We start from the raw sequence: 14,313 nt of genomic DNA on the forward strand, positions 1-14,313 counted from the left end.
AAATGGTAATATATAGAGTATATGAATAATAGAGGAAGGGGGAAATTGTGAATATTGGTTGTTTGATTTTGTCTGGGGGAAAGAGCACAAGAATGGGCAGAGAGAAGGCCATGCTGCACATTGGGGCGGTGCGATTCCTTGACAAGTTAGTCTATGAATTTTCAAGTTTTTCTGAAATTTTAATTTCTGTGGATAAGAAAGAACGTCATCCACAAATTCACTATCCAATGGTTGAGGATGTTTGGGAGAATGCTGGCCCATTGGGTGGGCTTTTGTCAGGACTTTTAAAGACAAGGGCAGATGCACTATTTGTATTGCCATGTGATGTCCCACTCTTTTCAATGAGTTTGGCAAAAAAGTTAATGGCAATGTTGAGTGAAGATGTGGACTGTGTGATTTCAAAGACGGAAGATGGGCGGTGGCAGCCGTTTTGTGGGATATATAAAAAATCCTGTATCCCTGTGCTCGAGCAAGCCATTGCCTGTGGACAATTGAAGATGATGAACTCTGTGGAAAAACTTCGGCATCGAGTTTTTTTTGCTGGAGAGGAGTCTTGGCGGTATCAAAATGTCAATACGCCAGCAGACTATCAAACCTTGCATCAACCACAGCATATCATTGCCATTTCAGGCTATAAAAACTCAGGAAAGACAACATTAATTGAACATTTGATTCCACTACTTCTAGAGAGAGGGATTCGAGTGATGACAGTAAAACATGACGGTCACAGCTATATACCGGATGTACCTGGAACAGACAGTTATCGATTTTTTATGGCAGGAGCAAAGACTTCGCTTATTTTTGATAGTGAGAAGTTTTCAGTGACAACAAGAGAAGGGCTAAGCAGACAAAATTTAGCAACATTTGCTCGGGATGTGGATTTAATCTTATTGGAAGGTTTTAAATGGACGAATTATAAAAAGATTGAAGTCGTGCGAAGAGCGACAAAAAGAGAGCCAATTGCACAACTGACCAATCGCCTGGCCTTTGTGAGCGATTGGTCGAAGGAAGAGCTCTCTGCAAAAGAGGAGGAGGTGTTTTTACCGAATGATATAGAGTCAATAGCTGACTTTATCACAAGGGAATATAAGATGGGACATTTGGAAGAAGAGGATATCAAACTATGATAGCGACGACAAAAGAGGCGTGGGAGCGTCTAGATCAAATACAATCCAATTTATGGGTGGAGGAAGTTGCACTTGAGAAAGCTTTTGGTAGAATTCTTGCTACCGATGTGGTGGCAGAAATGAGCGTGCCTTCTTTTCGGCGCAGTCCCTATGATGGCTATGCATTGCGATCAGAGGACACCATGGGGGCCACAAAAGAAAAGCCGGTGGTATTAAAGGTCAATGAGGTTGTGGCGGCAGGAGAAGTGCCAAATTTTCAAGTAAAATCTGGCACAGCAACAAGAATTATGACAGGTGCAAAACTTCCAGAGGGTGCAGATGCCATTATTATGTATGAAAAGACGGAATTTACAGAGACGGAAGTGAAAATTTTTTCACCCGTTTTGCCAGGCAATATTATAGAAATTGGTGAAGATGTCCGCAAAGGAAGTGTTCTATTAGAGAAGGGAACAAAACTTAGTGAGGGTGGCGTGGCCTTGATTGCAGGTCAGGGAAAGACGAGTGTTTTGGTGTATAGAAAGCCACGTGTGGCCATCTTATGCACAGGAGCAGAACTTGTGCCAGTGGGTGAAAAAATCAAAGATGGAAAAATTTATAATACCAATGGGTATTTAATTGCGGGCTATATGCAAAGATTTGGTTTAGAACCCGTCTACTATGGTGTGGTGGTTGACAGACCACAAATCATTGAGGAGAACATCAAAAAGGCTTTGAGAGAATGTGATCTAGTGGTAACAACGGGTGGCGTATCCGCTGGAGATTATGACTTTTTGCCATCCGTACTTGATCGTATGGGAGCAGAAGTCTTATTTCACGGGTTGGATTTTAAGCCAGGGGGCGTGATTACCTGTGGTCGATATCAAAATAAAACCATTTTTTGTCTCTCTGGAAATCCTGGTTCAGCAGCAACTTCGCTATTGTGGGTGTGTAGTCCCTATTTAAAGAGGATTAGTGGCCTTTCAAATTATGGTTTTGAGATTGGATTTGCCAAAATGAGAACAGAATATCCAAAGTCTAGTCGAGGAAATCGCATATTAAAGGGAAAATTGGTACTTGGTGATGGAGAAGTTGATTTTGAGTTATTAAATAACCAACAGAATGGATCTGTATCTTCGATGGAATCTTGTTCTGTCTTGGCAAAAATTCCGGCAGGAAGTGATAGGGTTGGTATTGGCGATAAGGTAAAAGTCTATCAGTTTTAATATTTTTTAGGGAGGAATATAGTATGATGTTTTCACCACAAGAAGTTGCTCAAAATTATGTAGGTCTTGGAAAGAAAAAGGCAAATATTCCAGTGGATCGGATGTTGGTGTTGGCCATTTTGGCAGGTGTGTTTATTGGCATTGGAGGAATTTCTTCCACAACAGCTTCCGTGTCGGTGAGTGCACCATCACTTGCAAAGCTCGTTGCAGGTGTGGTATTTCCAGGCGGATTGGCAATGGTGTTAGTTGCTGGAAGTGAGCTATTTACCGGAAATTGTCTGCTGTCCATTGCTTTATTAGAAAAAGAGATTCGTCTGGCACAGATGCTTCGTGCGTGGGCGATTGTCTATATTGGAAATTTTATTGGCGGAATTTTGGTTTCCGCTATAGTGATGCTCACTGGACAGCCAAAGCTATTTAATGGGGCATTGGCAACCAGTATTATTAGTACAGCAGTCGGAAAGACAAGTTTAAGCTTTACAGAGGCCTTGTTTAGAGGTATTGCTTGCAATATTTTGGTTTGCTTAGCTGTTTGGATGGCAGCGGCAGCAAAGGATGTTGTAGGAAAGATTGTAGGGTTGTTTTTCCCAATTATGATTTTTATTATTTGTGGCTATGAGCACAGTGTAGCCAATATGTATTATTTAAGTGCTGGATTAATGGCGAAGGCAAATCCAAAGTACTTGGAGGCAGCAGTTGAGGCAGGTGTGAAGGTTGACAAATTAAATATAGGAACCATCTTTACGGCAAATCTTATTCCAGTGACCATTGGAAATATTATTGGCGGTGCATTTTGCGTCGGTGCCGTATATTGGTTTCTCTATGTGCGAAAGACAAATAATAAATAGAAGTAAGAAAAGTGGAGGAAGAGAATGAGCAAATTATATCTTGCAGATCCAAATAGTTATGATGTAAAAATTGGTAAGATCAAGAGACATTTTGCCCATAAGGTAGATGTGTATCCGCCAGGAAGTTGTCCATTGACATTGCAATTGTCATTTTTAAGGACTTCAGCGGGACAGACTTGTGGAAAATGTGTCCCTTGTCGAGATGGTCTTCCGTTGGTGGCCAGATTATTGCAGAAGGTGGTCGATGGCGCAGCGACACAGAAGACGCTTGACAATATTAAAATGATGGCGACAATGATTCGAGATTCTTCGGATTGTGCTATTGGATGGAATGCAGCAGATGAGGTACTCAAGGGATTGGATTTATTTGCAGATGAGTACCAAAATCATATTAAATTTCATAAGTGTGAGGAGAGCATTGCACAGAAGGTACCATGTATTTCGCTCTGCCCAGCACATATTGATATTCCAGGCTATATTGCATTGATTGGTGAGGGAGACTATGCAGGCGCTGTCAACATGGTTCGCAGAGACAATCCATTTCCAACGGCCTGTGGAATGGTGTGTGAGCATCCATGCGAGGAGAGATGTCGAAGAAAAATGTTGGAGTCTCCAATTAATATCCGAGGTCTAAAGAAATTTGCAGTTGACCAGATGCGTGCGGATAAAGTAAAGACACCAAAGCCAAATCCATCGACAGGAAAAAAGGTGGCCATTATTGGTGGAGGACCTGCAGGAATGACCTGTGCCTATTTCTTGGCCTTGATGGGACATAAGGCTGTAGTTTATGAAAGTCATGACAAGCTCGGTGGCATGCTTCGCTACGGAATTCCAAATTATCGCTTCCCAAAGGACCGCCTAGATGAGGATATCAATGCGATTTTGGGTGCAGGAGATGTGGAAGTTGTTTATAACACCAATGTAGGAAAAGATATACCGATTGCAAAAGTACAAAAAGAACATGATGCAATGTTTGTTGCCATTGGCGCTCAGGTGGGAAAGACATTGCGTATGCCAGGTGCAGATGCACAAAATGTATTTTCAGCAGTGGAGATGCTTGATGATATTGGAAATGGTCACATGCCAGATTACACTGGAAAGACAGTCATTGTGATTGGTGGAGGAAATGTTGCCATGGATGCGGCAAGAAGTGCCGTTCGCTGCGGAGCCAAGGAAGTAAGCTGTGTCTACAGAAGGCGACAAAAGGATATGACGGCACTCAATACAGAGATTGAATCGGCAATTATGGAAGGTGTCGTTTTGGTGACATTGCAATCCCCAGTAGAAATCACAAAGCACAAGGATGGCACTTGTAGTGGTCTCACCACTCAGCCACAGAAGATTTCAACCTACAGGGGTGGTCGACCAGGTGTAGTTGATGCAGCTAAGCCGACACAGCATTTTGATGCCGATGTGATTTTGATTGCTGTTGGGCAGGATATTGTCTCTGCACCATTTGAGGAATTTGGCATGAAGGCAGAGCACAATATCTTTGTGGCAGGCTTAGATACAGAAGTTGAGAATATGCCAGGTATCTATGTCGGCGGAGATTGTGCAACAGGACCATCTACCGTAATTCGTGCAATTGCAGCAGGTAAAGTTGCTGCCCATAATATTGACGAATATCTAGGATATCATCATAAATTACACTGTGAGGCTGTATCACCAGAGCCAAAGGAAAACATCCGTACGCTCATCGGAAGAACAGAGATTGGCGAGAGACCAGCCTTTGAGAGAAAAAAAGATTTTGAATGTGTGGAAGAGGAAATGACCTATGAAGAGGCCATGCAGGAATGCAGTCGATGCTTGCGCTGTGACCACTTCGGTTGCGGTGCAATGGAAGGAGGAACGGATATATGATAAATGTAACAATTGATGGAAAAATGTTACAGGTAGATGAAAATCAAACGATCTTAGATGCCTGTAAACAAAATGCCATCCATATTCCTACATTGTGCTATCTAGAGAAGATCAATATGATTGGCTCATGTCGACTTTGTGTGGTCGAAATTGAGGGATTGAATAAGTTGGTAACTTCGTGTAATACAAATGTCAAGGAAGGTATGGTGATCAAGACTCATACAGAAAGAGTAGAGGAAGCAAGAAAGAATACCTTGCATCTATTGATGGCTGAGCACAAGACCAATTGTTTTAAGTGTGTGAAAAATGGTGCCTGTGAATTGCAAAATGCATCGAGGGAGCATGGAGTGGATGTGCCAAACTTCCAACCATCTCATTATGATGTTCAGCATGCCCCATTTGATGCTCATCCATTTTTGTCCTATGATCCAGGTCTTTGCATCCAATGCCAAAGATGCATCAGTACTTGTGCAAGTGCAGTTGGTCGGCATGCCCTTTCGCTGGAAAGAAATGCAGCCAGAGTGTATGTGAAGGTTCCATTTGGAGAGAATTGGAAGGATACCAATTGTGAGTCCTGTGGAAACTGTGCACAGGCTTGTCCGACAGGGGCCATTGTCATTAAGAGAAGAAAAGACTATAGAGATTGGGAGATCAAAAAAGTTTTGACTACCTGTCCACATTGCGGAACGGGATGCCAGATGGAAGTCTATGTCAAAGATGGAAAAATCGTTGATATTATGGGTGCCGATGGTCCTTCCAATAATAAGTTGTTGTGTGTCAAGGGAAGAAGTGGTTCCATTGATTTTATCGATCATGAGTCAAGGATTCGCCATCCACTGATTAAAAATAGGGAAACAGGAGAGTTTGAAAAGGCCACATGGGATGAGGCACTTGACCTTGTTGCATCAAAATTTAAATCGATTAAAGAAAATTATGGAGGTGAGGCACTGGCTGGTTTTGCTTGTTCTCGCTCAACCAATGAGGATATCTATATGCTTCAAAAGATGGTGAGAGCGGCGTTTCATAGCAATAACGTAGATAATTGTGCCCGTGTTTGACATGCACCTACTGTTGCCGGGTTGGCAACTTCGTTAGGTTCAGGTGCAATGACAAATACCATTGCAGATATTACACAGGATTCGGATGTGATTATGCTTGTGGGTGCAAATCCAGAACATGCCCATCCAGTCATTGGAATGCAAATTCGACAGGCAGTACAAAATGGAACAAAACTCATTGTTGTTGATCCACGAGATATTGATTTGAGCAAGCAGGCGGATATTCACCTGAAGCTTAGACCAGGTACAAATGTTGCTTTTGCGAATGGAATGATGCATATCTTTATCGAGGAAGACTTGATTGATCACGAATTCATCGAAAAGAGAACAGAAGGATTTGAAGCAGTCAAAGAGGCTGTAAAGGAATACACTCCAGAGAAGGTGGCAAAAATTTGTAACATTGATGCTGATCAATTACGAGAAGCTGCAAGAATGTATGCAAAGGCAAAGGCTGCTCCAGTGTTGTATTGTTTGGGTGTGACAGAGCATCACACAGGTACACAGGGTGTTCTTTCTCTCTCCAACATGGTAATGATGGTCGGCAAATTTGGAAAACCAGGTTGTGGACTTAATCCTTTGAGAGGACAAAATAATGTACAAGGTGCTTGCGATATGGGAGCAGATCCAAAACAATTTCCAGGATATCAAAATTTGGATATTCCAGAGGTTATGGAAAAATTTGAAAAATCTTGGGGTGTTGAATTAAATCATAATATTGGAACAAAGGCGACCGAATGCTTCCACAAGATGCTCACAGGAGATATTCGAGGACTCTTGATCTTTGGTGAGGATCCAATGCGAACAGATCCGAATACAAAGCATGTACTAAAGGCACTTTCTGCCCTTGATTTCTTGGTTGTTGATGAGCTCTTTATGACAGAGACAGCAAAACTTGCCGATGTCATTTTGCCGGGACGCTCATTTGCCGAAAAAGAGGGAACATTTACCAATACAGAACGACGTGTTCAGCGTGTGAGAAAGGCCATTGATGTTGAAGGTGATACTCGACTTGATACATGGATTTTTACTGAGTTAATGAATCGCATGGGCTATCCACAGCCACATTTGACAGCCGCACAGATTATGGATGAAATTGCATCGGTTACTCCAAGCTTTGCAGGAATGAGCCATGAGCGGTTAGATAGCGATGAAGTTGCTGGTCGTGGACTTCAATGGCCATGCCGAGGAAAGGATCAGCCAGGTACACCAATTCTACATGTTGGAAAATTTGCCAGAGGAAAGGGCAAGTTTATTCCAACAGAATATGTGCCATCCATGGAGCAACCAGATGAGGATTATCCAATGATTATGATGACGGGAAGAATTCTCTATCACTACAATGCTATGGCGATGACAGACAAGGTAGAGGGATTAAATGAAATTGCCCCGGAATCATTTATCGAGTTAAACACAGAGGATGCTAAGAAACTGGGCATTACCGATAGGGATATGGTCAATGTTTCTTCTCGAAGAGGAAAAATTCAGGCAAGGGCACATGTGTCAGAGAAGACCAATCCTGGTGAGTGCTGGATGCCGTTCCACTATGTTGGTGGTGCAAACTGGCTCACCAATGATGCACTCGATGCTATTTCAAAGACACCAGAGTATAAGGTTTGTACCGTGCGTGTGGAAAAAATGATCGCCAATGACTATGTTCCAGGAAAGCAGGTAGTCTATGCAAGATAATATAGGAATTAGTTGGAATGCTGATTGCTATGAAAAAAATGTTTGTATTAAGGAAGAAAAGCAACTTGTGCCAGAACTAGAATACAATTTATTTGTCAATGACGAATATATAAAGACATTTTATTGTTCGCCTTGGAACATTGATGATTTGGTCTATGGCGATTTATATCTTCATGGGCAAATTGAGATGGCCGATGATGTGAAGACCTTGACCATCGACGATGATGCCAGGGAAATCTATGTTCGCACAAGGGGAGATATTTTTGCCAGAGCAAATCCATTTACAAGTGGCGATGTGATTCCAGCAAAGAAGAGAGCAGTGAAAAAGAGTACAAGCACATTGAAGGTTTGCCCAGAAGATGTGTATCAATTAGTAAAAAAACTCAATGATGCTTCTGTAAAGTTTAAACTTACCGGAGGTGTACACAGTGCAATGCTCTCCGATGGCAAAGAGATACTCTATATGCGAGAGGATGTTGGACGTCACAATGCAATGGAAAAATTGCTTGGTGCGGTGCTAAGAAATGGTGTGGACACAAAAGAGATGATCATTGTCTTTAGTGGACGAATTGCTGCAGAGATTTTAGAAAAGGCAGCGATTATCGGTGCAGCAATGGTTATTGCTGTGTCAGCACCGACAGATGCAGCCAGTAAGATTGCAGAGCACTATGGGATGACATTGATTGGTTTTGCCAGAGGGGAAAGCTTTAATGTCTATACCAATCCTCAAAGAGTAGGTATCAAGAAATAGAATTTTAAAAATAAAGAGTTCTCGCTTGCTAAAGATTAGTGAGCGAGAACTTTTCTTGTAAAAAAATGGGGGCTAACAACTGTTAAGAGTAATTTATAAAAAAATTATAAATATGTGTTGATTTTTATAAGTTTTAATGATAGAATAAAATATAAATATTGAAAAGGAGGCTTTAAGAACTTTAATTATGAGTAAATACTATTCTATCAGAGAATTTTCAAGAATTTTAGGAGTATCAGCCCAAACACTTAGAAATTGGGATGCAAACGGTAAACTTCATCCACATCATGTGTCTAGTAATGGATACAGATATTATTCTCATGAACAATTAAATCAGGTTATGAATATAAAATCTGATTTGAATAGAATTGTCATTGGATATTGCAGAGTTTCAAGCAATAAACAAAAAGATGATTTAGAAAGACAAATAGAGAATATGAAGCTGTATCTAAATGCTCAAGGGAAACCTTATGAAATAATTTCGGATATAGGTTCTGGAATTAATTATAAGAAAAAGGGTTTAAGAGAATTAATTAAACGTATATCTCAAAATAAAGTGGAAAAAGTTGTAGTTCTTTACAAAGACAGACTACTAAGATTTGGATTTGAATTAGTTGAATATGTTGCAAGTTTATATAATTGTGACATAGAAATAATTGATAATACAGAAAAATCAGAACAGCAAGAGCTTGTAGAAGATTTAGTTCAAATTATCACAGTTTTTAGTTGTAAATTACAAGGCAAACGTGCTAATAAAGCTAGAGAATTAGTAAATGAATTAATTGAGGTTGACAGTGAAAAATGATAAAATCAATAAAAATCAGACTATACCCAAATAATAAACAGATTACTAAACTATTTCAATATGCTGGATGTGCGAGATTTGCTTACAATTGGGCTATTGCAAAGGAACAAGAGAACTATAAGCAAAAAAATAAATTCTTATCGGATAATGAATTACGAAAAGAATTTACACAGCTAAAGAAACTGCCAGAGTATAGATGGCTAAATGAAGTAAGTAATAATGTAACAAAGCAGGCAATCAAAGATGCTTGTAATGCCTATAAAAAATTTTTCAAAGGGCAATGCAAATATCCTAAATTTAAAAGTAAAAAGCATTCAACTCCTTCTTTTTATCAAGATACTGGTAAAATTCAGTTTACAGATACTCATGTAAAAGTCGAAGGATTTTCAATGAGTAAAAGACGAAATAAACAAAAATTGAATTGGATTAGACTTTGTGAAAAAGAAAGAATACCAATTAACTGTAAATACTTAAATCCACGCTTTACATATGATGGATTGTATTGGTATGTATCTATTGGAATTGAAGTAGATGACAATAATAATCTTCCATCAAATGATGGTGTCGGAATTGATTTAGGTATTAAAAACTTAGCAGTTTGTTCTGATGGAAATACTTATAAGAACATAAATAAAACACAAAAAGTAAGAAAAATAGAAAAGAAAAAACGCAGGTTACAGCGTTCAATATCAAGAAGATATGAGAAAAATAAGAAAGGAGGCAGTTATTGTAAAACAAGTAACATAATAAAAAGAGAAAAAGAACTTTTAAAAGTAATAAAACGATTAACAAATATTCGTCAAAACTACTTACATCAGACAACATCTGAAATCATAAAGCGAAAACCAAGTTTTATCTGTATGGAAGATTTGAATGTAAGTGGAATGATGAAAAATAAGCATTTATCCAAAGCAGTACAACAACAATGCTTTTATGAATTTAGAAAGCAGATTGAGTATAAGTCTAACTGGAATAATATTTCAGTCATTATAGCAGACAGATTCTTTCCAAGTTCTAAACTATGTAGTTGTTGTGGAAATATTAAAAAAGATTTGAAACTGTCTGACAGAATTTATAAATGTGAATGTGGAAACATCATAGATAGAGATTTTCAAGCAAGTTTGAATCTAAAGCAGTATGGAGAGAATGTTTTAAAACAATCTGTAGTGTAACACTTTAAAGTTATTACAGATATGTACCGAACGTTAATCGGGAATTGACGCCTACGGAGAGTACAAGAACTTGTAATTAGTATTTGAATTTATTCAGTATGAAAGCATACTCGATGAAGTAGGAATGAAACATAAAAGTTTATTAGCTTTTTATAAGTTTTCAGTAACGGATGGCCGTGAATAAAATTGGCATTGTCGTGATGGCCAGTGGTTGGTCTAGGCGATTTGGAGAAAATAAATTATTGGCAAATTTTCAGGGGAGAGCTTTAATTTCTTATATTTTGGATACCGTTTGTGACAAAGAAGTACGAGAATCAGGGCTTTTTGATCGTCCAATGGTAGTGACAAGATACCAAAAGATAGAAGAGATGGCAATGAAGTATACTGTTGATGTGGTTGCCGTGGATGCCTGCTTTCAGACACAGTCGGATACCATAAAAGTTGCCTTGCACAGTGAGAAATCTCAAGATTGGAGTGGTGTGCTTTTTATTACCGCAGATCAGCCCCTGCTTTTGCCAAGTTCTATTGTAGAAATGGGGAAAAAATTTATGGAGCACAGAGACTATATTATTCGCTTGGCAACAAGAGAGGGATTGGGCATCGCCCCCAATCTCTTTCCGATAAGTTATCGAAATAGCTTGTCTGCCCTTACAGGAGACAAAGGCGGTGGAGCATTAGTAAAGAATGCACAAAAGATTTTCCTTGTTCGAGCAAAATCCAATTGGGAATTTATTGACATTGACACCAAAGAAGAACTTATTCAATTAGAAAATGATCTAAAAAACTTCCAAAATATGTCGGAATCGAAAGGTGTTTTTTGAATTCAAAAATCATTTCTTTTGTTTTATCTTTGCAGATGAGATCCATTTGGTTGACAAAGACTTGATCGCAGAGTCTTTCACATTCTAAAACCGTGGCAACCATAGAGGGAGTGATCATCCCTTCACTATTCAGGAAAATTCCCTTTGATCTTAAAATTTCTTGAAATAGGGGAAGGCGATGGCAGACTTGATCTGCTCTTTGAAAAAATCCGGAGGCCCCGACAATGCCAATAGTCTGCGCATTTTTTGTGGGTATTACAGGTTCATAATCCGCATGAGCCTTGAGGGGAAGTCGCTTAGATCCATCAGCTTCGACAAGAATATAGTCAAAGTAGGGAAGAAGAAGGGAGAGTTCAATCGAAGGGGCAGAGAGCTTTTCTTCTTTTTTATCTGTATTACATTCCCCTAGTACGATAATGTCCTGTTCTTTTTGATGTTGAAAAGCGGAAAGAATTTCAGATAAATTTTTCCGATAGGTATTTATGATCGGATAATTTTCTATGGAAAGGATATGGGTTGTTGTGGTCAGAAGAACCCGCCCTTTTGGCCTTAGTTCTTTGGCTAATATCGCCATGGCCGTGGTTTTTCCACCACTGCCAATCAATGAAGTAATTCCTCTTTGGATATGAAAGAGTTTTGAAAATAACATCGTTCCTCCTCTCTTTACGATCTTGCTGTGCATAGTGCTTGAAACTTCTATGTAGCTAGTATAACAAGTTTGTAGGATTTTTTCAGCAGGGAGAATAAAAAAAGGTGGTATAATAAGACGGTTATAGTATAGCAAGTAAGAGGAGAAAGGTGTATTTTCATGTTAGTTTATATTCGTGGAGCGGGAGATTTGGCAAGTGGCATTGGTGTTCGTCTACACAATGCAGGACTTAGAGTAGTGATGAGTGATTTAGAGGTTCCTACGGCTGTTCGCCGCTCAGTCAGTTTCTCAGAGGCGATTCGTCTTGGAAGAATGGAAGTGGAAGGCGTAGAAGCTGTACTTGCTAGGGATATTTTGGAGGCACAAGAGATTATTGACAGGGGACAGATTCCTGTGTTGGTTGATTCAACTGGAAAAGTTGTGCGACAGATGAAACCGGATGTCGAGATTGATGCCATTGTGGCCAAAAAAAATTTGGGCACAAAGATCAGCGATGCCAGTGTGGTCATTGGAGTTGGTCCTGGATTTTGTGCGGGAAAGGATTGCCATGCAGTGATTGAGTCAATGAGAGGGCATACCCTTGGGCGGGCAATTTATGAGGGAAGTGCCATTGAAAATACAGGTATTCCTGGAAATATTGCAGGATTTACTGTGGAGAGAGTGTTTCGTGCACCAAAAGCAGGCAAATTTTGTGGAAAGAAAACCTTTGGTGATCTGGTCAAAAGGGGAGAAGTTGTAGCATTTGTTGATCAACTTCCCATTGTGGCCAGCATTGATGGAATGATTCGAGGAATGTTGCAGGATGGCGTTGAAGTCTTTGAAGGAATGAAATGTGGAGATATTGATCCAAGGGGAGAACAAGCAAATTATACAATGTGCTCAGACAAGGCCTTTGCAATTGCTGGTGGAGTGCTTGAGGCCATTGTAAAGATGAAGGTTTCATAGGAAAATAGAGAAATAATTTTGGTTCATAGGGAGATTTTTCGTGAGAAAGTCACTCTATGAGCTTTTTATTTGGGCATCAACATATAAAATTATTAAATAAATTACAGTAAATATTTAAATATTCAATAAATATATCCAAAATATAATAAATAGTGTATAATAATTAAAAAATAAAAAAGAAAGGAAAAAAGATGAAAATCACAAAAATTGATGTGATGCAGGTGGACTGTGGTTCAGCAAGCAATGCAGCATTTCGCCCTGTAGTTTGTCGAATATATACAGATAGTGGCATCTATGGAGATGGTGAGGCAGCCATTGCCTATGCCAAGGGATCGACGGCAGCATTTGGCATGGTGCAGGATCTGTCCAGTTTGGTGATGGGAATGGATCCGCTTGACAATGAACTTATTTGGGAAAAGATGTATAAGTCATCTTTTTGGGGACAAAATGGTGGACCAATTGTCTTTGCTGGAATGTCAGCCATTGACATTGCCCTGTGGGATATCAAGGGAAAGTACTACAATACGCCAGTGTATAAACTTCTAGGTGGAAAGGTCAATTCATCACTTCGCTGTTATGCGAGTCAATTGCAATTTGGCTGGTGCGAAGACAAAATGTCAGCACTGACAACAGAGGATTATGTTCAATATGCCAAAATGGCTGTTGATGATGGCTATGATGCCATAAAAATTGATTTTTTAACTTTTGACACCAGTGGAAGGCGATTTCGATTTGATGAAACAAATAGTAAAGTCAGTGATAAAACTCTGTTGTTGGCTGTTGAGCGAATTAAGGCAGTGCGTGAAGCCGTGGGAGAAGATGTTGCTCTTTTGGTTGAAGTACATGCGGTGCTCGATTTACAAGGAGCAATAAAATTTGCCAAGATGATTGAGCCCTATCATATTCTCTATATGGAAGAGCCGACAACACCTGATCCAAATCTCACGAAAAAATTGTGTGAAAAAATTTCTATTCCTATTGCTCATGGGGAGAGAATATATAGTCGATGGCAGTATATGCCATATTTTCAGGATGGTTCTTTGGCATTGATTCAGCCAGATATTGGAAATTGCGGAGGAATTACGGAGGCAAAAAAGATTTGTGACCTTGCTCATATCTTTGATGTTGGTGTGCAAATGCATGTCTGTGCAAGCCCGCTTTCTACGGCCGCAGCACTTCAATTAGAAACAGCAATTTCAAATTTTACGATTCATGAGCATCATGTTTATAATTTACATCCCTATCTAAAACAATTATGTATTTATGACCATCAGCCTGTCCATGGTGAGTACACAGTGCCAGAACTTCCAGGTCTTGGCAATGAGTTGTCAGAGTACTGCTTTTTGCACAGCAAGCGAGTGACGATAGAGTAGGCAGATAGAGGGGATT

The 14,313-nt window shown here is 39.6% G+C and carries 12 protein-coding genes; 11 read left to right on the top strand and 1 reads right to left on the bottom strand.

The window, feature by feature from the left end; all coding sequences use genetic code 11:
• Positions 1 to 47: 47 nt before the first annotated feature.
• From mobB to J5A74_04255, 9 genes are all read left to right on the top strand, one after another.
• On the top strand, positions 48 to 1,127 hold the full coding sequence (gene mobB, locus J5A74_04215; protein QUI96517.1) for a molybdopterin-guanine dinucleotide biosynthesis protein B: 1,080 nt from the start codon (positions 48 to 50) through the stop codon (positions 1,125 to 1,127).
• Positions 1,124 to 2,329: a molybdopterin molybdotransferase MoeA gene (locus J5A74_04220; protein ID QUI96518.1), complete on the top strand. Its 1,206-nt coding sequence runs from the start codon at positions 1,124 to 1,126 to the stop codon at positions 2,327 to 2,329. Before mobB ends, J5A74_04220 begins: the two co-directional genes overlap by 4 nt.
• A gap of 26 nt (positions 2,330 to 2,355) precedes the next feature.
• On the top strand, positions 2,356 to 3,177 hold the full coding sequence (locus tag J5A74_04225; protein ID QUI96816.1) for a formate/nitrite transporter family protein: 822 nt from the start codon (positions 2,356 to 2,358) through the stop codon (positions 3,175 to 3,177).
• Between the two features lie 24 nt (positions 3,178 to 3,201).
• On the top strand, positions 3,202 to 5,037 hold the full coding sequence (locus J5A74_04230; GenBank protein ID QUI96519.1) for an FAD-dependent oxidoreductase: 1,836 nt from the start codon (positions 3,202 to 3,204) through the stop codon (positions 5,035 to 5,037).
• Entirely contained in the window at positions 5,034 to 7,781 is a 2,748-nt protein-coding gene (gene fdhF / locus J5A74_04235) for a formate dehydrogenase subunit alpha (GenBank protein ID QUI96520.1), read from the top strand. Before J5A74_04230 ends, fdhF begins: the two co-directional genes overlap by 4 nt.
• Positions 7,771 to 8,532: a formate dehydrogenase accessory sulfurtransferase FdhD gene (fdhD, locus tag J5A74_04240; GenBank protein QUI96521.1), complete on the top strand. Its 762-nt coding sequence runs from the start codon at positions 7,771 to 7,773 to the stop codon at positions 8,530 to 8,532. Before fdhF ends, fdhD begins: the two co-directional genes overlap by 11 nt.
• 187 nt (positions 8,533 to 8,719) lie before the next feature.
• A complete protein-coding gene (locus tag J5A74_04245) occupies positions 8,720 to 9,337 on the top strand; it encodes an IS607 family transposase (protein QUI96522.1) in 618 nt (205 codons plus the stop codon).
• Positions 9,334 to 10,509 carry a transposase gene (locus J5A74_04250; GenBank protein QUI96523.1) on the top strand — a complete coding sequence of 392 codons (1,176 nt, stop codon included), beginning with the start codon at positions 9,334 to 9,336 and terminating at the stop codon, positions 10,507 to 10,509. Before J5A74_04245 ends, J5A74_04250 begins: the two co-directional genes overlap by 4 nt.
• A gap of 170 nt (positions 10,510 to 10,679) precedes the next feature.
• Positions 10,680 to 11,330 carry a nucleotidyltransferase family protein gene (locus J5A74_04255; GenBank protein ID QUI96524.1) on the top strand — a complete coding sequence of 217 codons (651 nt, stop codon included), beginning with the start codon at positions 10,680 to 10,682 and terminating at the stop codon, positions 11,328 to 11,330.
• On the opposite strand, the gene yqeC is transcribed toward J5A74_04255, so the two are convergent.
• Positions 11,266 to 11,979 (bottom strand): putative selenium-dependent hydroxylase accessory protein YqeC, encoded by a 714-nt coding sequence (yqeC, locus tag J5A74_04260; GenBank protein ID QUI96525.1) that lies wholly within the window; start codon positions 11,977 to 11,979, stop codon positions 11,266 to 11,268. The two genes, J5A74_04255 and yqeC, sit on opposite strands and share 65 nt — an antisense overlap.
• A gap of 159 nt (positions 11,980 to 12,138) precedes the next feature.
• Here yqeC and J5A74_04265 point away from each other — a divergent pair, with 159 nt between their 5' ends.
• On the top strand, positions 12,139 to 12,924 hold the full coding sequence (locus J5A74_04265; protein ID QUI96526.1) for an EF2563 family selenium-dependent molybdenum hydroxylase system protein: 786 nt from the start codon (positions 12,139 to 12,141) through the stop codon (positions 12,922 to 12,924).
• Between the two features lie 191 nt (positions 12,925 to 13,115).
• Positions 13,116 to 14,297 carry a mandelate racemase/muconate lactonizing enzyme family protein gene (locus J5A74_04270; GenBank protein ID QUI96527.1) on the top strand — a complete coding sequence of 394 codons (1,182 nt, stop codon included), beginning with the start codon at positions 13,116 to 13,118 and terminating at the stop codon, positions 14,295 to 14,297.
• Positions 14,298 to 14,313: the final 16 nt, after the last annotated feature.

The sequence above is a fragment of the Lachnospiraceae bacterium oral taxon 096 genome (genome assembly GCA_018141845.1).
In the GTDB taxonomy this organism is placed as follows: domain Bacteria; phylum Bacillota; class Clostridia; order Lachnospirales; family Lachnospiraceae; genus F0428.